At 71.3% G+C, this 20,090-nt stretch carries 13 protein-coding genes and 1 pseudogene; 7 read left to right on the forward strand and 7 right to left on the reverse strand.

Going from position 1 to position 20,090, the window contains the following annotated elements; all coding sequences use genetic code 11:
* Positions 1 to 428: DsbA family oxidoreductase (locus VF794_RS33345; RefSeq protein ID WP_331117160.1), on the forward strand; the 428-nt coding region annotated here is incomplete at its 5' end.
* Here VF794_RS33345 and VF794_RS33350 read toward each other — a convergent pair.
* On the reverse strand, positions 425 to 3,055 hold the full coding sequence (locus VF794_RS33350; protein ID WP_331117161.1) for a carboxypeptidase regulatory-like domain-containing protein: 2,631 nt from the start codon (positions 3,053 to 3,055) through the stop codon (positions 425 to 427). The two genes, VF794_RS33345 and VF794_RS33350, sit on opposite strands and share 4 nt — an antisense overlap.
* 199 nt (positions 3,056 to 3,254) lie before the next feature.
* Here VF794_RS33350 and VF794_RS33355 point away from each other — a divergent pair, with 199 nt between their 5' ends.
* Positions 3,255 to 3,548: a DUF721 domain-containing protein gene (locus VF794_RS33355; RefSeq protein ID WP_331117162.1), complete on the forward strand. Its 294-nt coding sequence runs from the start codon at positions 3,255 to 3,257 to the stop codon at positions 3,546 to 3,548.
* 2 nt (positions 3,549 to 3,550) lie between these two features.
* Positions 3,551 to 5,059, forward strand: coding sequence for a CAP domain-containing protein (locus VF794_RS33360; RefSeq protein WP_331117163.1), 1,509 nt, complete (start codon positions 3,551 to 3,553; stop codon positions 5,057 to 5,059).
* A 57-nt stretch (positions 5,060 to 5,116) separates the two neighbouring features.
* Here VF794_RS33360 and VF794_RS33365 read toward each other — a convergent pair whose 3' ends face one another.
* The gene (locus VF794_RS33365; protein ID WP_203412396.1) at positions 5,117 to 5,350 is read right to left on the reverse strand and encodes a hypothetical protein; all 234 of its coding nucleotides are present in this window, start codon (positions 5,348 to 5,350) and stop codon (positions 5,117 to 5,119) included.
* Positions 5,351 to 5,737: 387 nt separating this feature from the next.
* Between VF794_RS33365 and VF794_RS33370 the strand changes: the two genes are divergently transcribed.
* Complete coding sequence (locus tag VF794_RS33370; protein WP_331117164.1) at positions 5,738 to 7,888, forward strand: transglycosylase SLT domain-containing protein; 2,151 nt, start codon at positions 5,738 to 5,740, stop codon at positions 7,886 to 7,888.
* Position 7,889: 1 nt separating this feature from the next.
* On the opposite strand, the gene VF794_RS33375 is transcribed toward VF794_RS33370, so the two are convergent.
* Positions 7,890 to 12,956, reverse strand: coding sequence for an ATP-binding sensor histidine kinase (locus VF794_RS33375; protein WP_331117165.1), 5,067 nt, complete (start codon positions 12,954 to 12,956; stop codon positions 7,890 to 7,892).
* A 42-nt stretch (positions 12,957 to 12,998) separates the two neighbouring features.
* Positions 12,999 to 13,916: a pseudouridine-5'-phosphate glycosidase gene (locus VF794_RS33380; RefSeq protein ID WP_331117166.1), complete on the reverse strand. Its 918-nt coding sequence runs from the start codon at positions 13,914 to 13,916 to the stop codon at positions 12,999 to 13,001.
* Here VF794_RS33380 and VF794_RS33385 point away from each other — a divergent pair.
* The gene (locus VF794_RS33385; RefSeq protein ID WP_331117167.1) at positions 13,915 to 14,889 is read left to right on the forward strand and encodes a DMT family transporter; all 975 of its coding nucleotides are present in this window, start codon (positions 13,915 to 13,917) and stop codon (positions 14,887 to 14,889) included. The genes VF794_RS33380 and VF794_RS33385 overlap by 2 nt on opposite strands.
* 12 nt (positions 14,890 to 14,901) lie before the next feature.
* Here the strand turns inward: VF794_RS33385 and VF794_RS33390 are convergent, their stop codons facing one another.
* From VF794_RS33390 to VF794_RS33400, 3 genes are read right to left on the reverse strand one after another with little or no spacing between them, the layout of a single operon-like run.
* The gene (locus tag VF794_RS33390; RefSeq protein WP_331117168.1) at positions 14,902 to 16,605 is read right to left on the reverse strand and encodes an FHA domain-containing protein; all 1,704 of its coding nucleotides are present in this window, start codon (positions 16,603 to 16,605) and stop codon (positions 14,902 to 14,904) included.
* A 29-nt stretch (positions 16,606 to 16,634) separates the two neighbouring features.
* The gene (locus VF794_RS33395) at positions 16,635 to 17,804 is read right to left on the reverse strand and encodes a DUF2314 domain-containing protein (protein ID WP_331117169.1); all 1,170 of its coding nucleotides are present in this window, start codon (positions 17,802 to 17,804) and stop codon (positions 16,635 to 16,637) included.
* Positions 17,801 to 18,418 (reverse strand): deoxynucleoside kinase, encoded by a 618-nt coding sequence (locus tag VF794_RS33400; protein WP_331117170.1) that lies wholly within the window; start codon positions 18,416 to 18,418, stop codon positions 17,801 to 17,803. The genes VF794_RS33395 and VF794_RS33400 overlap by 4 nt, the downstream gene beginning before the upstream one ends.
* Before the next feature lie 237 nt (positions 18,419 to 18,655).
* On the opposite strand from VF794_RS33400, the gene VF794_RS33405 reads away from it, so the two are divergent.
* On the forward strand, positions 18,656 to 19,447 hold the full coding sequence (locus VF794_RS33405) for a lysophospholipid acyltransferase family protein (RefSeq protein ID WP_331117171.1): 792 nt from the start codon (positions 18,656 to 18,658) through the stop codon (positions 19,445 to 19,447).
* Positions 19,448 to 19,507: 60 nt separating this feature from the next.
* Positions 19,508 to 20,090: pseudogene (locus VF794_RS33410) on the forward strand (hypothetical protein); the annotation flags it as partial.

Consider the following 20,090-nt stretch of genomic DNA (forward strand, 5'->3'; position numbering starts at 1 on the left):
ACAATCCCCTCAAACGCCGGGCCGCCGCGGCCGGGCTGAAGATGGTGGAGCGCGAGGTCATCCCCTCGACGCGGCGCGCGCATCAGGCCGCCGAGTTCGCTCGCGACGCGGGCAGGCTGGAGCCGTTCAATGCGGCGCTCCTGCGGCGCTACTGGAGCGAGGGCGAGGATCTCTGGCAGTGGGACACGCTCCGGGGCGCGGCCCAGGAGGCTGGTGCGGACCCCGATGCGATGCAGCGGGCCGTGGAGGAGGGGCGCTACCTCCAGGTCGTCGAGAACGCCGTGCGCGAGGCCCAGACGCTCGGCGTCCAGGCCGTGCCCACCTTCCTCCTCGCGGACCGCTTCGCCCTCCAGGGAGCCCAGGAGTACGGCGTGTTCAAGCAGGCCATGGAACGGCTGGGCGTACAGCCGCGCAACCCGGAACCTTAGGGGGTCAGGGTCAGCGTGCGCGTGCTCGTCACCGGGGGGTTGAGGGCGGTGCCCCCCGTGTCCACCAGGGTCGCGGTGAGCTGGACTCCCGTCCCCGTGCACGCCCCGGGCAGTTGCAGCTCCACCTCCCCGCGCCCCTGCGAGTCCACCACGTACCCGCGCACCTCCTCGCCCTCGCAGCCCGTGCTTCCCGCGAACGTCAGCCGCACGGAGCCTTCGTCCTCCACCGGGTTGCTCCCCACCCGGAAGGCTCGCACCCGCACCTTCACCTTCGAGCCTCGCGCCAGGCTCTGCCCGTCCTCCGCCGGCTCCACCCACGTCACCAGCGGTCGGCCGTACTCCAGCGCCGAGTACGCCACCGTGAGCTCGCCCAGCCGGTTCAGGTCCACCCCGTCCGCCTCCACCAGCCCGTTCAGGTCCAACGGTGCTCCCCCCACCAACGTCCCCGTCCGGTGTACCGCCAGCGCCTGCACCCCGAAGGGCGCTCGCGAGCCCATCACGTCCCCGTAGTAGGTCCGGTCCTCGAAGCCCGTCGGCGGCATCGGCAGCCGCACGCCCGTCGTCGCCCTCGCCACGTCCAGCAGCACCACCCAGCGGTGCTCCGCCCGGTTCGTGAACACCGCGCGCAGCACCGTCGACGCGGGCAGCTCCGGCGTCTCCGGCGGCGGCACGTAGCGCAACTGCCGACCCCCCACGCCGTCTCTTGGCTCCCGGGTGTAGTTGTAATGGAAGCCCTCGGGCACCGGCAGGAAGGAGCCGATCACCACCACCGGCGCGCTCCCCTTCGGGTCGAACGGCAGCTTTTCCAGCGTCCGGTGGATGAGCACGCTGGAGGCCTCTCCCGCCGTCGCGTCGTTGCTCGCCGCCGAGGACGCCGCCGTCACCATCAGGTCATACGGGCTGCCCTCGAGCCCGTGGTGCGTGGGCGCCATCCGCACGCTCACCAGCCCCGGGGCCGGCAGGCCCGCCTGGGTGTCCGTCTTCCCGTCCACCGGGTTCGTGTTCGACGCCATGCCCAGCCCCAGCGGCACCACGCCCCGCCCCGGCACCCGCGCCGCCCCCAGCACCGCCACGCTGTCCATGAACTGCTTCCGGTACTTCGGCAGCTCCGGCACCCGGAGCGCGAACTGGAAGCCCAGCGGCATGCTCTGGTCACTCTTGAAGTCGTGATCCACCGTCGCGAAGTGCGACTGGTCCCCGTAGTCCGGCGCGCCCGTGCCCGCCCCCGGCGTCGTCTTCAGCGAATACCGCACGTCCCTCACCACCGAGGAGCTGAACGTGCGCAGCAGCGGAATCGTCTGCGCCAGCAGGGGCCCCACGTCCACCGAGCCTCCCGTCAGTACGCCCGGCGACAGCGCGTTGGGCGGAATGTCCCCACCCAGCGCCCACGCCGTCCGCGTGCCACAGGCCCCCGCCGCCATCTCCGTCGCCACGTCGCACACGCCCGCCAGTCCCCGCGCCGACACGTCCGTCGCCGCCAGCGTCGTGCCCGGCAGCACCACGTACGCCCCGGCCGGCAGCGTCGCCTCGCGCGCCTGCCCCCCCCAGGTGAAGTTCACCCGCCTCGTGGGCCCCACCAGCAGCGACGCCGACACCTCCGACACCGCGTCCGGCGACGACAGCCCCGACAGCCCCGCATGCATGTCCTGCGTCGTCGGCATGTCGAGGAACGTCCCCTTGACGCCCCCGTACCGGTCCGTCGGGTTGCGCCGCAGCGGCAGCGCCAGGTCTCGCGAGCCCCCGGAGCCCTCGTGCGCCACCGTCAGGTACGCGAAGTCCGCGTGGAACACCGAGACGCTCCCCACCTCCGTCAGCGCCGCCAGCTTCGCCACGCCGCTCTCATCCGTGCGCGCCGTGGCCGTCACCGCCCCCAGCCCGTCCGCCGTCACCACCACCGCGTCCGGAATGGGGCGGCCCGTCAGCTCGTCCGTCACCACCGCCCGCATCTGCCCCGCCGCTACCGCCGCACCCAGCACCAGCACCCGCGCCGTGCACGTCGCACCGCCCACCTGGGCCCGCACCGCCTCCTGCGCCCCCACCGTCGGCGCCAACAGCACGAAGGAGGCCCCCTGCCCCGTGCCTCCGCCCTCCACCTTCCCCCCCACCGCCGTCCACGTCACGTCCGAGGGCACCACCACCGGCTGGCCCGCCGCGTCCATCGCCAGCACCGAGAAGCGCGCCGACGTCCCCTCGCGCCCGATGGCGAAGTCCGGCGTCACCCGGCACGAGGCCGCCGCGCTCGCCGCCCGCGGCTGCGCGCACCGGCCATTGCGGCACACCTGCCCCGCACCCGCGCACTCCGCGTCCGCCGAGCACAGCGCCTCCACGCACCGACTGCTGTCACACCGGCAGCCCAGCGGGTTGGCGTCACACGCGGCGATCCGGTGCTCGCCCCGCTTCTCCGCCGTGCAGTCCGCCTGCGTCCGGCAGGCCGCCTGGCAGCGCGACGTCACCGTGTCGCAGAAGAAGAGCCCGGGGTCCGGGCAGTCCTGATCCACACGGCAGGTATCCGGCTCGTCCAGCGTGGGCGGCAGGGCGTCGGGCGGGGACTCCGCCGACCCACAACCCATCCACGGAATCGAGCACAGCAGGACGGCGCATAGCGCCAGACGAAGGGGGGCGTTCATCGGCGGCTCCAGTCGGGGAGCAGGGAAACGGCTCCTCTTGGATCTTGTCAAGCGGGGGTTGGATACGGCTCCCTAGCCAGCTTCGTGCCGGGCCCGGATTCCAGGGGGTTGCGTGCCTGGGCCACCCTCGGGCCACGACAGCCACGCCCTGTATTCACCCGTTGGCATTCCCCCCGCCCCGGCCGATGATTGCTCCCACATGGCCCGGCGCGAACCGCAGACCCTCCTCCAACTCCTCCCCCGCGTCCTGGCCCGCCTCGCCGAGCAGTCCGGGAAGGGAGATGCCCTCACCCCGGTTTGGAACGCCGCGGTGGGTCCCCATATCTCCAAGCATACCCGCCCCTACACCCTGGAGCGGGGCACGCTGGTCATCACCGTGACCAGCGCCGAGTGGGCGCACACCCTGTCGCGCCAGGAGGCCGCCCTGCGCGAGCAGCTCAACGCGCGCCTGGGGCCGGACGCCGTGTCCGCCCTCGACTTCCGCCTGGAGTAGCGATGCTCGTCCTCGCCCTCAGTGCCCTGCTCGCGGCCACGCCCCTCACGGCCAGCTCCCTGGAGCAGCAGGCCGGCCGCCACGTCCTCCAGGAGTTCGAGCGGGTGGGCCGGCGCTCCCCCCAGGTGGACCCGGCCCTCACCGAGGCCGCGCGCAAGCTGGCCCGTGAGGCACTCGACGAGAGCCCCTCCGGTGCCGTGGAGCTGCTCGCCCTCACCGAGGCCATCAGCACCGCAGGCGGCACGGACCCCACCCCTCGCTCCTACGTCGTCCGCGCCTGGGACCGGCAACAGGCCCTGGACGCCCTGCTGGCGCGCAAGGACTTCAACCAGGACCCCGCCTCGCACACGGGCGTGGGCGTGGTCGTGGAGGGCGAGCGCGCCTCCATCGTCGTGCTGCTCGCCGAGCGCAAGGCCACCCTTCAGCGCTTCCCCCGCACCTTCGAGAAGGCCGGCCTCGGCCAGAGTCTGTGCGGCGAGCTGGTGCCTCCCCTGCGCTGGAGCGAGGTCTACGTCACCCGGCCCGACGGCACCGTGGAGCGCCCTGCCCTCACCCGCGAGTCCGGCCCCTCCTTCTGCACCCGGCTGCTCTTCCCCACCCAGGGCCGCTACACGGTGGAGATCATCGGCCGCGGCTCGCGCGGGCCCGAAGTGGCCGCCCTCTTCCTGGTGGACGTGGGCGCCTCGCGCCAGCACGGCAAGCGCGAGCGCGTGGTGGAGCCCACTACCGTGGAGGACGCCCGCGTGGAGGTGCTCGCCCGCATCAACGCCCTGCGCCGCGCTCATGGGGTGCGGGAGCTCGTCCTGGACGACACCCTCAACCAGGTGGCCCAGGCCTACAGCGACCGCATGGCCCGCGAGGGCTTCTTCGCCCATGTGGCCCCGGATGGCTCGGACCTGCGTGGCCGGCTGGCCGCCGCCAATGCCTCCTACCGCACCGCCGGAGAGAACCTGGGCATGGCCTCCGGGCCACTCGCCGCCCACTTCGGCATCGAGCACAGCCCCGGCCACCGCGGCAACCTGCTCGGCTCCCAGTTCACCCAGGCCGGCATCGGCGTCACCTTCCAGAAGGTGGACGGGCGCGAACAGGCCCTCCTCACCGAGGTCTTCTCCGCCAGCCTCACCCCCACTCCCGCGTCGGTGGATCCCCTCCAGGAGGCCTACGAGACCCTGGCCCGCTACCGCGCCGCGCGCGGCCTGCCCCCGCTGGAGCGCAACCCCGTGCTCGAGCGCATCGCCCTGGACCATGCCCGGCGCGCGCTCGCCCTCGACCAGCCCCGGGTGCAGCTGCCCGGCTCCAAGGTGCACGACCGCGTCTTCAGCACCCTGGAGGATGCCAGGAGCGCCTCGGTGGACTTCTACGTGGCGGAGAGCCCCTCGCTGCTCCCGGACTCCAAGAGCCTCGGAGACCGCAAGAACACCGTGGTCGGCGTGGGCGCCGTGCGCGGCGACTCACGTACCTACGGCAAGGGCCAGTACTGGATGGTCGTCATCTACGCCGCCACGCGCTGAGGGTGGCTCCCGGCCCGGACCGCCGGGAGCCTCATCATGCGCACGCGGCCTGCCGCCTCAGATAGCGCGGCGCTGCGTGGCGTACGCCTCGATGCCCATCTGCGGCGGAGCCACTTGCTGGTTCATCTGGCACTTCACGCAGGTGAAGGACTGCCACCCGCGGCGCACCGCCTCATCGAGGCAGTTGTCGTAGTAGCTGCAATTGAGGTTGCGGTGTGTCTCCACACCGGCCCGCTTCGGGCCAGCCTCGGGATTGATGGTCTGCGGCAGATCAGTCGGACACGGCTTCAGCATGGAACGGAGCCCTCCCAGTAGAGCTGTGTTTCCCCCCCGAACGCATGGGGCCAGCTTCGGCCCAGAACGCGAGGTCACCTCATCGGCAACCTTCCAGGTGATGCGCACCACAAAGGCGGCAGAACCTAGGAAGCGCCCCCTTTTGACGCAACGGGTCAGAACCGATTACGCCGAGAAAAACCCATTTCACAGAGATTCCCAGTGCATCTTTTGATTCCTGGTGAACATCCGCGCCAACCCGTGCGGTGGCCGATCTAGGGCTTGTCGGCCCGCCTGTCAAACCGCACCCTCAGCGGCCAGTAGTTGGACTGATGTGCGAACAGGCCGGGGAATGGGAACGGCGCGGCTCGCGTTCGGAGTCTTCCGTTCAAAGGAGATGCACACATGCGGCGGTGGACCGGAACCGGGCTCCTGACGGTGGTGATGGGTACGGGAGTGGCGTGGGCACAGGCCCCCGAGACGCTGGAGGCGGTCCGCCTGCACCGTGCCGAGGCCCGGGCCCTGGCGCTCAAGGACCTCGAGGCGTGTACGGCCAGCAAGTGCCCCGACGCTGGACGCATCGCCCTGCTCGCCGGCCACCTGGCCCTGGCCGAGGGGGATGTGGCACAGGCGCGCACCCTGCTGACGGGCGCGAGCGTGGCGGAGCCGCTGCGGCCCTTCCTCGCCTACTACCAGGGACAAGCCCACTTCTACGCGGGAGACGCGGCGGCGGCGGCGGCGGCCTTCGGGCGCGCGGTGGAGAAGGCATCCCCGGCCCTCCAGCCCCGGGCGCGGGCCCGGCTGGGCGAGGCGCTGCTGGCCGCGGGCAGGGCGAAGGAGGCCGCTCCCGCGCTGGAGGCCGCCGCCACCGAGGAGCCCTCGGCGGAGCTGCTCTACCAGCGGGCCCAGGCGCGGCTGGCCACGGGCAACGCCACCGGTGAGCGGGCGGACCTGAAGGCCGTGGCGCTGCGCTACCCCGCCCACCCGTACGCCGACGAGGCCCTGGCGAAGCTCGAGGCCCTCAAGCCGCCCCTGCGGCTGACGCTGGCCGAGCACCTCCAGCGGGCGCACGGGCTGCTCGACGCGGGCCAGGCGAAGCGCGCGCTGGAGGAGTTGGAGAAGGCCGAGGCCGGCAAGCTGGTGCGCGCGAAGCAGGACAAGGCGCAGGTGGCACTGGTGCGCGCCCAGGCCCTGTACGCCACGGGGAAGAAGGAGGAGGCGGAGCAGGCGCTGGCCGTGGCACGCCAGGGGCCTCCCTCGGTGGCCGCCGAGGCCGCCTACGTCACCGCGCGCCGCGCGCTCAAGGCCGACGACAACGAGACGGCCCGCAGGCTGATGGCCGCCGTGGAGAAGGGCTGGCCCCAGGAGTCCGTGGCCGACGACGCGGGCTTCTACGTGGGCTGGTTGGACCTGCAGGCCGGGCGCTTCGCGGACGCGGTGAAGTCCTTCACGGCCTTCGACCAGCGGCACGCGCGCTCGAAGCGCCGGGACGAGGCCCTGTGGTACCGCGCGCTGGCGCACATCCGCCTGGAGCAGTACGCCCCGGCGCGCGAGGTGCTCGGCGCGCTGGTGGACGCCTTCCCGCGCAGCAGCCTGGTGCCGCAGGCGCGCTACTGGTCGGCCCGCAGCCACGAGCTGGAGGGCGCCAAGGCGGACGTCACCGGGCCAGGGTATGAGCTCGTCATCACCAGCGCGCCCAGCTCGTACTACGCGCTGCTGGCCTCCGAGCGGCTGCGCGAGCTGGGCCGCGAGCCGCCCCCCGCCTTCCCCGACGCCCCGAAGCAACTGGAGTCCGGCGAGGTGCCCTCGGAGCTGAAGCTGGCCCTGGCGCTCACCCAGGCGGGACTGTTCCGCGACGCGGCCGAGGAGGTCCAGGCCCGCGCCGCGCGCATCCGCGACCAGGAGCAGGCGCTGGCCTTCGCGCACGCGCTGCTGCGGCTGGGCGAGTACGGGCACGCGCACGCGGTGGCGGCGCGGCACCTGTGGGGCCGGGCCTTCGGAGCGCGGGTGCCCGAGGCGCTCGCCGCCTTCTACCCGCGCGCCTTCGCCAACGCGGTGGAGAGCGAGGCCACGCGCTACCAGGTGAGCCCCTTCCTGGTGTGGGCCATCATGCGCCGCGAGAGCGCCTTCCGCCCCGAGGTGGCCAGCGCCGCCGACGCGCGCGGGCTGATGCAGGTGATTCCGCCCACGGCGCGGGCCATCGCGAAGAAGCTCTCGGAGCCGGAGCCAGCGCCCGCGGAGCTGTTCTCGCCCTCGTTGAGCATCCGCTACGGCTCCTGGTACCTGTCGCAGCTGATGAAGCGCTTCTCGCACCCGGCGCTCGCGGCCGCGGCCTACAACGCCGGCCCGGACGCGGCGGTGAAGTGGGTGAAGGACAGGGGCTCGCTGCCGCTCGACCTGTTCGTCGAGGAGATTCCGTTCCGCGAGACGCGCGGCTACGTGAAGCAGGTGCTGGCGGACCTGTACCTGTACCAGTCCTTCTACGGGAAGGACGCCGCCCCCAAGCGGCTGTCGCTGACGGTGCCCTCTCCGGCCACCGAGGGCGTGAGCTTCTAGGCTAACGCAGCGCCGCCTGGGCGGGCCCGAGGGGAAGCGCGACCGTGAACGTCGCGCCTTCTCCCGGCCTGCTGTGCACGGACATGGAGCCCCCGTGGGCCTCCACGATCCGCCGGGAGATCCACAGCCCCAGGCCCAGCCCGCCGAAGTGGCGTTCGGAGACCGCCCGCTCGAACTTGTCGAAGATGCGGACGGCATCGCCCTCGGGGATACCAATGCCCCGATCGCGCACGGACACCCGGACCGTGGACTCCGAGGAAGCGACCTCGACATCAATCGGCCGTCCCTCGCCAAACTTGATCGCGTTGTCGAGCAGGTTCGTCACCACCTGCTCGATCCGCAGCACGTCCCACGTGCCCACCGCGGCGCCGGTCGTGCGCATGTGGAGCGTCGACCCGCGCCGCTGCTGCTGCGGGGCGAAGCGCTCACAGACCTCCTGGACGAGCTCGGCCAGATCGAAGGCCTCGCGTTGCAGCACGAGCCGGCCGGAGGTGAGGCGCGCGACGTCGAGCAGCTCGTGAATCAGCCGGCCGAGGCGCTTCGTCTGCTGGACCGCACGCTCGAGGCCCGCCGGGAGCTCTCCCGGGGTGAGCTCGCGCCCCCCCACGGCCCGGCTCCTCCTGGCCAGCGTCTCGAGCTGAAGCTGGAGCGGGGTGAGCGGTGTCCTGAGCTCGTGCGCGGCCACCGAGAGGAAGACGTCGCGAGCCTGGAGCGCCTCCTCCGCCGCACGCCGCGCGGCCTGCTCCTCCTGAAGGCGCAGGGCGTTCTCCAGGGAGATCGCCGCCTGTGAGGCCAGGAGTTCGAGGACCGCGAGCCGATCGCGCGTGAAGGCCCCGGCGACCAGCTCGTTCTCCAGATAGAGCACCCCCACCACCTTGGACTGGCGGAGGATGGGCATGCACAACACGGAGCGGGGCCGGACGCGAGCGATGTAGCCATCCGCCGTGAAGAGAGGTCCTTCGGCCGCGTTCTCCAGCAGCACCTGCTCGCGCGTGCGGAACACGTACTGCACGATCGACACCGGGACGGAGTCCGCCGCCGAGACGGGGACCGACTGGAGGATGCGCGTCACCACGCCCTCGGCGCCGAGCGTCGCCTCCGCCTCGATGGTGAGCCCCGCCTGCCCCACCAGCAGGAGGGACGCCGCGCGAGCGCCCGCGGCTTCGAGGACGACGCGGATCAGCGTCCGAACCAGGTCCGCCAGCACGATCTCCCCGGAGATCGTCTGCGAGGCCTTCACGACCGACAGGAGGTCGACCTGCTCGGCGCGAAGCACCACCGCGGAGGTGTGGGCGGCGGGACGGATCTCGACCAGCTCGCGGTGCCGCTCCTCCAGCGCCCGCACCTTCCCCTCGGCACCCCAGCGTGCGAAGCCATCCCGCGCCTCGCGGAGGTAGGCCTGGGCAATGGTGGAGAAGCCACGCGCGCCGTAGAAGCTCGCGGTCCGCTCGCAGGCGATTCCTTCCAGGTGGACGTGTCCGCTCTCCCGTGCGAACCGGACCGCCTGCTCGTAGGTCCGCATCGCGGCCAGCTCCTCGCCGTCGATCCGCGACACCTCGGCGTCGACCAGCGCCGCCCGGTCCCTGAAGCTCTCGGGGGACACGGCCGCCCAGGTACGCAGCCGCGCGCGGTGCGTCTCGATTCTCTTGCGCAGCAGCGGTCGCTCCTCGTCCGAGGCCTCGTCCCAGAGCGCCGTGAGCGCGAGAGGTTGGAACGTCTCGAACTCGGCGACCGGGAACATCCCGCGACACGCGAAGAGGACCGCCTGGGCGCGGCGCCCGGCCGCCTCGGCCTCGAGGAAATCACCGGCGATGTAGCGGGCCATCAACTTCGCCACCGAGCAGAAGGCCTCGGCGAAGGGGTTGCCGGCGACCTCGTCGAAGGCGCCCGGCTCTCCTCGCAACGAGTGGATCAGCCGCTCGTACCCGACGAGGGCATCCAGCATGTGGCCAAAGCCCGTGGGCCGCACGAAGGCGATCCGCCGCTCCGCTTCTCGCGCCACGGTGGCGAGCGGTGCCCCGACGCCGATCAGCGCCGCGATGGCATTGGTGGACCCATAGCAGGCGAAGGACACGTCGCCCGAGGACTGGGCCCCCTCGAAGGACTTGAGCAGCGGCTCGACCGTGTCCTCCAGCCGATGCGTCCAGAACGAGATGCACCCATGGAAGATGACGTCGATCCTCGCCCGCAGGGACACCATGCCCATGCGGTCGATGAGGTCGCTGGCGAGCTTGCCGAACTCGAAACCCTCCTGATACCGGCCGAACTCGGGGCCGAGGACCATCCCGAGCGTCGCGTACGACATGGCCGAGGGGCCGGCGTTTCCATGGAGGATGCTGAGCTCCACCATCTTGCAGGTCACCAGCAGGAAGAGCTTCTCGTCCGTGAAGAGCGCCGGAGAGAGGACCGCCGCGAGGAGCGCCACGGCCTCCTGCTTCGACGCATCCGTCATGGGTGGAAGCTCGAGGAGCGTGGGGATCGGTCGGCCGCCCATGGCCTGCCATACCCTTCGGAACGCCTCGGCGACCTGATCGGCGTCCGGGTGGGCCGGCAGCTCGAGCCCGAGGAGGCGGAGCCCCTGGACTCCGTGCTGGATCGCGGTCTCTCCGTCCACCCGGCTGGTGTGGAGCTCCACCAGGAGCCGGTGCACCGACGCGCGATCGGTGTCCGTTCGCGCCACCGGCAACAGCCGGAGGAACAGCGCCGCGGCCTCCTCGCTCCCCGCGAGCCAGGCGCACTGCGCATGCTCGAACGCGAGGGCGAACGCGAGCTCGTAGTGGGAAGCGAAGGCGTCCGCCGGGAGCATCAACTCACCCGCGGCCAGGTACTCGATGGCCGAGCGGTACGCGGAGGCGTCCTTCGCCCTGCGGCCCGCGGCCAGGTCGAGTCGGGCCAGCGCCTCGCGCTCGGCCAGCTCCTCGATTCGAGCCGAGCCCTCGTTGAGGTGCCGGACGATCTCGAAGAGACGCTCCTTGGGGTCCGCCTCGGCCAGGAGGAGCCGGCCAATCGCGAGGTGGAGGGCCTGCCGCTCCGCCGGCGCGAGCAGCGAGAGCGCGGCCTGCTGGATGCGATCGTGCTCGAACCGCCACTCCTGGCCGGAGCGGAGGACGAGGCCCGCCTCGCTGGCGGCGAAGAGGGCGCGCTCGAGGTCCGCCCGCGTCGTGCCGCGGAGTCTGGCCACCACCTCCGGGTCGAACCTGGAGCCCATGCAGGCGGCGACCTGGAGCGCGTCCTGCGTCCCGGGGGGGAGTCGCGCGAGCCTGGCACGGAGGAAGTCCAGGACGCTCCCGTTGAACACCCGCGACCGGATCCGCTCCACGTCCCAGACGAAACGGGCGTGCTGGGGCTCGAAGGCGATCAGCCCATCTTGTTGAAGGTTGCCGAGCAACTGGAGCGCGAAGAAGGGATTTCCCTGTGTCTGGTCGTGAAGCAGGCGCGCCAGGGGCTCGGCTTGAGCAGGCCCGCAGTGGAGTGCGTCGGAGACGAGCTCCGCGAGGGGTTCCAGGCCGAGGGGTCCCAGGGTGAGCGTCGTCACCCGGGTCCCCGCTGCACGCAGCACGTCGAGCATCGCGGACAGCGGATGGGCCGCCCCCACCTCCTCATCCCGATGGCCGGCGATCACCAACAGGTGGCGGATCCCCGGTGGCTTCAGGAGGTGGCGAAGCAGCTCGAGACTGCCGGGGTCGGCCCACTGGAGATCATCGAGGTAGAGCGCGAGCGGACGTTCAGGGGTGGCGAAGACGGAGACGAACCGCTGGAACACCAGCAGGAAGCGGGCCTGCGCCTCCGCGAGCGGCAGCGGGGGAACGGGCGGCTGTGGCCCGACGAGCAGCTCGACCTGGGGGATGACATCGACGATGAGCCGCGCATTGACGCCAAGCACCTCGGAGAGGCGCCTCCGGACCTCGGTGACCTTCTCCTCGCTCTGGCCGAGGACCTCCTGCACCAACTCCTGGAAGGCCTGCACCAACGTGGCGTAGGGGACATTTCGGGCGAGGGGCTCGAACTTGCCCGAGATGAACGAGCCACGTCTCTCGGCGATGGGTCGCCGCAGGGCGTGGATGAGCGCCGACTTGCCGATCCCAGCGCCGCCGACGGCGAGCACCAGCTCGGCGCTGCCGGTGCTGGCCGACCGCTCGAAGGTCTCGAGGAGCACCGCGAGCTCCGCCTGCCGGCCGTAGAGTTTCTGGGGAAGCCGGAACCTGCCCGACAGGTCCCGCTCGGCGAGTGGAAAGGGGTGGATGACGCCCCAGGTCTCGAGGCTCTCGAGACACCGCCGCAAGTCGTGGGCGAGTCCGCGAGCGGTCTGGTAGCGCTCCTCCGCGACCTTCGCGAGGAGCTTCATCACGATGGCCGAGAGCTGGGCGGGAACCCCCGGCACCCGCTCGGAAGGCGACGCGGGCACCTGCGCGACGTGACAGAAGATCCACTCGATCGGATCGGAGGCCTGCCACGGAAGAGCGCCGGTGAGCAGCTCGTAGCAGGTGACACCCAGTGAGTAGAGATCCGTCCGGGAATCGAGCGCCCTGTTCATCCGACCGGTCTGCTCGGGCGACATGTACGGGAGCGAGCCTTCGATCAGCCGTGGGTGCTGCGGGAGCTGCTGTTCGCGAGTCAGGAGGGTGGCGATCCCGAAGTCGGCGAGCTGAACGGCTCCATCCTCCTCTCGGAGCAGGATGTTGTGCGGCTTGAGGTCCTTGTGGATGACGTGCTGCTCATGGACCTCCGCCACCGCTTCGGCGATCGCGATGGCCAGCCGGAGGAAGGCGCGGGTCTCCATCGGCTCGCCCAGGAACCAATCGAGCGATCGGCCGCCAAAGTCCTCCATCACGAGCGCGGGCGCCGCGTCGATCGTCTCCAGGGCAATGGGGCGAACGGCGCTCCGGGTGGTGAGCCGCTCACCGATCTCCTGCTCGTTCCGCAAGCGGGCGAGGTCCCTCGGTCGGGGGCGATTGGGTCCGAGGGCCTTGATGATCACCGACCGTCCATCTTCGTCGCGCACCGCGCGGTAGATGATGGTCCCCCCAGTGTTCTGGAGGGTGTCCGTAATGGTGTAGGTGGACGGCATTACCCCTGATGATGGACAGAGTCCCGAGCAAGCGCCACGGAATCAGCGCTTCGATTCCTGGGCGTAGGCCACGGCGAGCTGTCCCGCGAAGCGGGCGTTGTTCGTCAGCAGCGCGAGGTTGGCGCGCAGGGTCTTGCCGCTGGTGCGTCGGGCCATCTCCGAGAGCAGGAAGGGCGTCACCGCCTTGCCGCGAATCCCCTGCCGATCGGCCTCGGCCAGCGCGGAGGCGATGTGCAGCTCCACCTCGTTGCGCGGCAGCGACGTCTCCTCGGGAGGAGGCAGCGTGAAGAGGATGCCCCCCTGCCCCAGTGTCTCGAAGCGCGCCCGGGTGACGCGCGCGGCCGCCACCGCGTCGTCCACCTGGTGCTCTAGCATCAACCCGGACGAGCGGCTGTAGAAGGAGGGCAGCTCGTCGGTGCCCACGCCGATGACGGGCACCGCGGCGCTCTCCAGCGCCTCCATCGTCTTGGGCAGATCCAACACGGACTTGGCTCCGGCGCACACCACCGCCACGGGGAAGCGGGCCAGGGCCCAGATGTCCTGGGAGATGTCGAGGTGCTCGGCCACGCCCCGGTGCACGCCGCCGATGCCACCGGTGGCGAAGACGTGGATGCCAGCCGCGGCGGCCAGCTCGCAGGTGGCGCTCACGGTGGTGCCTCCGGTGGCGCCCCGGGCGATGGCCACGGCCAGGTCGCGCGAGCCCAGCTTCAGCAGCCGCTCGCGACCCTCGGCGAGCCGGCGCATCTGGGCCTCCTCCAGCCCGATGAACACCTGACCGTCCACCACGGCGATGGGCGCGGGCACGGCACCCACGCGGCGCACGGCCTCCTCGCAGGCGCGCGCGGCCCCGAGGTTGTCCGGGTACGGCAACCCCTGCGCGACCACGCTCGTCTCCATCGCCACCAGCGGCGCGCCCTGCTCCTTCGCACGCCGGACCTCTTCCGAATAACGCAAGTCCATGGCCGGCATATACACGGACCGTCCATTGCCAGCACTCCCGGGCAGCGGTATTCCGCTGCGCGACGTGAGCACCACGACAACCGCCGGCCCCTCCGCCTCCCCCCGAGTGCTCTCCCTCTCGGATCTCGCCCTCGTCCTCGTCGTCGTCATCTGGGGAACGAACTACACGGTGGTGAAAGAGGCGCTGGGCTCCTTCCCGCCGCTGGCCTTCATGGCGCTGCGCTTCACGATCGCCTCGGTGGCCATGGCCGTGGTGCTCCACACGCGCGAGGGCTGGAAGCCCCTGCCCCGCCCTACCCTGCTCAAGCTCGTGGGGCTCGGGCTGGTGGGCAACACGCTCTACCAGCTCTGCTTCATCCTGGGCCTGGCCCGCACCACCGCCGCCAACAGCGGGCTGCTCACCGCGGGCACTCCGGTGGTGACGGCCCTGCTGGGCGCCGCGCTGGGGGTGGATCGCCTCCGCCGGCCGTTGGCGATGGGACTGCTGCTCGCGGTGCCGGGCATGTTGCTCATCGTCGGCGCGCGAGGTCCCGAGCTGGACGCCTCGACGCGCCTGGGGGACCTGCTCATCCTCGGTGCCTCGCTGTGCTGGGCCCTCTACACCGTGGGCATCCGCTCGCTCGGCGCCGAGCTGTCCGCGCTGCGCATCACCGCGCTCACCATGCTCACCGGCGCGCCCGGCGTCATCCTCGTGGGGCTCCCCGCGGTAACGGAGCTGAAACTGGAGAGCATCGGCCCGGGGGCCTGGCTCGGCGTGGTGTACTCGGCGCTCGTGCCGCTGGTGCTGGCCTACATCGTCTGGAATCGCAGCGTGCAGGCCGTGGGCAGCAGCCGCACGGCCATCTACAACAGCGGCACGCCCATGGTGGCGGCCACCACCGCGTGGCTCGTGCGCGGCGAGCAGCCCACGGGGTTGCAGGTCCTGGGGGCGGCACTCGTCATCTGCGGCGTGCTCGTCAGCCGGCGACGCTGAGCCCCTCCCCCGTCACACGCGCCGCCGCGACACCGTGAGCCCGTAGTCCTCGATCTTCTTGTCGAGCGTGGGCCGGCTGATGCCCAGCAGCCGGGCGGCGACGATCTTCTTCCCGCCGGCGGTGCGCAGGGCCTCGGAGATGGCATCACGCTCCAGCCGGGCGACCTGCTCCTGGAGGGTGCTCGGCGCGGGCGAGGCACTGCCGGCCTGAATCTCCGGAGGCAGGTGGAGCGCATGGAGCTGCGAGTCGGCATGCACCAACGCGAGCCGCTCGCCGAGCAGCTTCAGCTCGCGCACGTTGTGCGGCCAGTCGTAGTCCATGAGCAGCCGCCGGGCGTCCGGGGTGAGCCTGGGAGGCGCTTGGCGGGCCGCGCGTGCGCCCTGGGCGGCGAAGAGTTCGAAGAGCGTGGGGATGTCGGCGCGCCGCCCGCGCAGCGGAGGCACCTCCAGCTCGAAGCCCGCGAGCTGTCGGACCAGCGAGGCCTCCACCTCGCCCTTCACGGCGAGCGACTGCGCCGAGGCGCTCATGGTGGCCATGAGGCGGAAGTCCACGGGCTCCTCGCCCCCTTGAGGCGCTGGCGCCGTCTTGCGCGCGAGCAACCGGGACAGGCGCTCGGCCAGGGGGCGAGGCAGCAGCTCCACGTGGTGCAACAGCAGCGTGCCCCCGTCGGCCCGCAGCAGCGCCGAGGACAGCGGCGGCAGTCCCGGCCCGCTGGCGCGCCCGAAGAGCACCTCCTCGAGGGAGTGGATGTCGCGGCAGTCCACCCGAACCAGGGGCCCGAGCGCCCGCGGCGAGCGCGAGTGGATGTAGCCCGCGCACAGGGACTTGCCGGTGCCGGGCTCGCCGGAGAGCACCACGGGGGCGGCGCTGGCGGCGGCGCGGCGGGCCTGCTCCACCACCTTGCGGAAGGGGCGCGAGCCGCCGGTCATGTCCATGCGAGTCGGTTCCGAGCCCGCGCGCGAGCGCACCGCCGCATAGGCCTCGCCGCCGAGCCGTCCGAGCATGGCGGCCAGCCGCCCCTCGGCCTCGGTGAAGGGCGGATCCGAGCGCTCCACGTACAGCACGCCGAAGGGCAACCCGCCCGAGGCCAGCAGCGGCGAGCACAGGGCGGTGGCCGAGCGTCCCTGCTCCGAGCGCTCCAGCGCCGCGAGGGCCAGGTCGCGGGGCACCTCCACGGAGGGCGCGCCCACCACGGAGGCGGTGAGCAGACCCTTGATGCCTCCGAGGAGCGCCGCGGCCGAGTCGGCGTTCATCGCGTGCAGCGTCTCCTGGGCGAGCCGCCGCAGCACCATGGCCTCGCTGGAGGCCCCGAGCAGCGCCGCGCCCGCCGAGTACAGCGCCGCCTCGGGCCCCACGTGAGGCAGCACCTCCTCGATGGGGAGCTGCGTGGCGGGACCGGGCACCGAGCCCACCAGCATGGCCGCGCCGGGCGGCTCGACGAGCACGGTCGTCTTGCCCACCTGGACGCGGTCGCCAGGCTGGAGCATCACCTCGCCCGAGACGCGCTCGCCATTGACCGCCGTGCCGTTGCGAGAGCCCAGGTCGGTGAGCCGCACCTGCCCATCCACCACGCTGAAGCGCGCGTGGCGGCGGGACATCTGATCGTCCTCGGGGAGGGGGATCTCACACGAGGGGCTGCGGCCGATGATCGCCGCACCCTGGACCTCGTAATGGAGGCCTGCGGAAGGACCGGTGAGGAGCAACAGGGCGGGCATGAGGGGACGGGGATGCTACCACCGGCCCCCTAACTGGGGCGTTCGGCATTCAACAGCGCGCGCACCTCTTCCTCGTCCAGGGTGCGACCCTCCCGGGCGAGCGCCAGGGCATTCACATCGGCCTGGGGGATTTCGACGTGGGCGCCCTTGCGCCACTCGGTGGTGTGCACGGCGCCGTCCACCAGCCGGCCGACCACGGTGGAGTCGTCCCAGGAGACGACCTCCATCCACAACTGCTCGTTGAGGGTCTCCCCCTCGGGGTGCGTCTCGAAGGGAGCGCGCACCAGGAAGGCGAGCGGCTCCATCAACCCCTTGCGAAGGAAGCGCGCCTTGAAGGCGGGCAGGAGGACCTGGGCCTCCTCGTGCATGGACTCGGTCTGCTCGGAGGGCTCCTGGATGAAGCGCTCGCGGAAGGGCCGAAGCAGCTCCGCCGTGTTGTGCCGGCCCTGGGGCGACACCACGGTGAAGAAGAGGCCCTCATGGCCCTCGAAGGCCTCCAGGGGCACGCCGAGCAGGTTGGTCCGTGCCTCTTCCGAGGGCACCAGCATGAAGGTCTGTCCCTCGCTGGTGCCCATCTCGGTGCGCAGCGGCGGCTGCTGTCCGAAGGCCAGGTCGGTGCACAGCTCGTGCAGGAAGGCCTCGGCGGGCAGCAGGTCCTGCTCGCCCAGGTGGAAGATCTCCAGGTCGCGTGAGCCGAACTTCTCCATGCCGTGCGTGTGCACCCACAGGGGCGTGTCGCCCTCGATGACCTCCACGGCGTGGAGGTTGAGGTGGTCGCGGATGTCGAAGTCGAGCTGGGTGAGGTCGGCCACGTCCTCGGCGGCGTGGACCTTGGATGAGGTGACGTCCACCAGCACGCCCGGGCCGTGGGCCAGGAGGATGCGGGCGCACATGAGGGCGGTGAAGACGGGCCCGGTGGGCTGGGCCGCATCCGGCTCGAAGGCGAGGCGGTAGAAGGAGCGGGCCTGGGCGAGCGACTCCAGGGCCGGCTCGCTGCCGCTGAACAGGTCCGCCGTCCACTCCTCGGGGGTGGGCCGGGCCTCGAAGACGACCTCCACCTTGTGGTCCTCGACGTGGACGATGAAGCCGTGGTCGGAGGCGGGGGTGAACCCCAGCTCCTCGGTCTCGAAGGCGGCGTTCAGGGTCTCGGTGGGCACCGCGGACGAGCGCCCCATGGCGAGCAGGTAGACCTCCTTCACAGGTGCTTCTCGATCTGTCGGAAGAGGTCCACGCGGTCCACCAGGTCCGTCACATAGTCCAGCTTGTCCGTCGGGAGAACGAGGACGGGGGACAACTTGTAGCCACTGAACCATTCCTCGTACAGGGCGTTGAGCCGGTTGAGGTACGGGGTGGGGATGTCCTGCTCCATCTCCCGGCCGCGCAGGCGGATGCGCTGGCGGAGCGTCTTCACCGGGCAGCGCAGGTAGATCATCAGGTCCGGCGGGGAGAGCGCCTGGGAGAAGGTCTCGTAGAGGTTGCAGTACATCTGCCAGTCGCGCTTATCGATGTAGCGCTGCCGGTGGAGGTTCTTGGCGAAGATCTCCGCGTCCTCGTACAGGGTGCGGTCCTGGAGCAAGGTGCCGGAGGAACTCTCGAGCTCGCGCTGGAGACGGAACTTGGCGGTGAGGAAGAAGAGCTGGGAGCGGAAGGCCCAGGTCTTCATGTCCTTGTAGAAGTCGGCGAGGTAGGGATTCTCCTCGTTGGGCTCGAAGAAGGGGGTGAGGCCGTACTTCCGGCAGAGGAAGGACGTGAGTTCCGTCTTCCCGGCTCCGATGTTTCCCGCGATCGCGATGAACTTCTTCTTCTTGACCAAGGCCCCTCGCTTGTACCCCCACCGGGCGGCACACACCAGATCCAAGGTGGCGTGATAGAACCGGAGGAGGACGAGGAGGGACGACTCCGCCCCATCGCCGCCGGGCGCGCGAGCGGGCGGGCCCTCCCGGATACCTGGAAGAGGTGCGGGCAGCGCCGCTGTTCGAACGTTTTCGTCGGGACACCGGGCCCCGCGCCGTGGTGGGCTCTCCGAAAGAACGACTCCGAGGTCGCCAGGATGCTCCGCAACCTGTTGTGCATAGTGGTCACGGTGATAGCCACCGCCATCTGCTTCCCCCTGACGGTGGTGGTGGCGATCGTCACCCTCAACCCGGGAGCCACGGTGTGGGTGGCCCGCCGCCTGTGGTCGCCCATCCTCATCATGACCGGTGGGGCGCGCGTGGTGGTGACAGGGCAGGAGAACGTGGACCCCAAGCGGCCCACCATCTACGTCTCCAACCACCAGTCCTCGCTGGACATCCCCATCCACTTCGTCACGGTGCCGGTGAACTTCCGCTACGTGGCCAAGCACCAGCTCAAGTACGTGCCGCTCGTCGGCTGGTACCTGTGGATGGCCGGGCACATCTTCGTCAACCGTGGCCAGCGCGACAAGGCGATCGCCTCTCTGGACGCGGCGGCGAAGAAGATCCGCGAGGGCACGAGCGTGTTCCTCTACCCCGAGGGGACGCGCTCGGACGACGGGCGCGTGCTGCCCTTCAAGAAGGGCCCCTTCGCGCTGGCGCTCAAGTCGCGCGTGCCCGTGGTGCCCATCACCATCGAGGGCTCGGGCACGGTGATGCCGAAGAACTCGTGGGACATCAAGCCGGGCCCCGTGTACGTGAAGATCGGCAAGCCCATCGACACCTCGGGCTTCGCCGAGGATGACCGCGAGGGGCTGGCCAAGGCCGTGCGCGACGTCATCATCGCGCAGAGCCTCGAGCTGGGCGGCAAGGGAGGCGATCCCGACCGGGTCGTCGCCGCCGCCGGTGTCGAGGGCGAGGCCCCCCGCTCCCGCCGCAACGCCTCCTGAGGAGACAGCTTGCCCGTACGCCTTCCTTGCCCTGACGTCCCTCGGACTCCCCGCCGTCGCTTGATCACCTGGGCGGGGGTGGCCGTACTCGGCCTGGGCCTCGTCACGGGCTGTCGCCATGGGGCGGCCGCCGAGCGCCCCATGGACGCGCGCGCGCAGGCCCGCGAGTACCTCTCGAAGAACCAGCCCGAGCGGGCCCTGCCGCTGCTGGAGGCCGAGTACGCACGAGCCCCGGAGGACTTGGAGCTGGCGCGGGCGCTCACCGAGGCCCAGGTGAAGGCGGGCCACACGGACACATGGATCGCCGAGCTCCAGCGCCGCAACGCGCAGGCGGAGCGGGCGGTGAACCACTACATGCTGGGGCTGGCGTACTTCTCGCGGGCCTCGGACGCGGGGGCGCCGGCGGTGGAGGCCTTCGAGCGGGCCCTGGCGCTGAAGCCGGAGGAGCCCGAGTTCCACTACCGCCTGGGGCTGGCCCGCCTGGAGTCGGAGCAGTACGCCGCGGCGGTGGGTCCGCTGCGTCGGGCGGCCGAGCTCGCTCCGGAGCGGGCGGGCGTCCTGCTTCCGCTGGCCAAGGCCGTGCGCGACGTCATCATCGCGCAGAGCCTCGAGCTGGGCGGCAAGGGAGGCGATCCCGACCGGG

The organism is Archangium sp., assembly GCF_036389735.1.
In the GTDB taxonomy this organism is placed as follows: Bacteria; Myxococcota; Myxococcia; order Myxococcales; family Myxococcaceae; genus Archangium.

Bases quoted from the DNA above. Each gene is read 5' to 3' on its own strand.
- VF794_RS33350 (WP_331117161.1), bottom strand. From the start codon at position 3,055: ATGAACGCCCCCCTTCGTCTGGCGCTATGCGCCGTCCTGCTGTGCTCG.
- VF794_RS33355 (WP_331117162.1), top strand. From the start codon at position 3,255: ATGGCCCGGCGCGAACCGCAGACCCTCCTCCAACTCCTCCCCCGCGTC.
- VF794_RS33360 (WP_331117163.1), top strand. From the start codon at position 3,551: ATGCTCGTCCTCGCCCTCAGTGCCCTGCTCGCGGCCACGCCCCTCACG.
- VF794_RS33370 (WP_331117164.1), top strand. From the start codon at position 5,738: ATGCGGCGGTGGACCGGAACCGGGCTCCTGACGGTGGTGATGGGTACG.
- VF794_RS33375 (WP_331117165.1), bottom strand. From the start codon at position 12,956: ATGCCGTCCACCTACACCATTACGGACACCCTCCAGAACACTGGGGGG.
- VF794_RS33385 (WP_331117167.1), top strand. From the start codon at position 13,915: ATGGCCGGCATATACACGGACCGTCCATTGCCAGCACTCCCGGGCAGC.
- VF794_RS33380 (WP_331117166.1), bottom strand. From the start codon at position 13,916: ATGGACTTGCGTTATTCGGAAGAGGTCCGGCGTGCGAAGGAGCAGGGC.
- VF794_RS33390 (WP_331117168.1), bottom strand. From the start codon at position 16,605: ATGCCCGCCCTGTTGCTCCTCACCGGTCCTTCCGCAGGCCTCCATTAC.
- VF794_RS33405 (WP_331117171.1), top strand. From the start codon at position 18,656: ATGCTCCGCAACCTGTTGTGCATAGTGGTCACGGTGATAGCCACCGCC.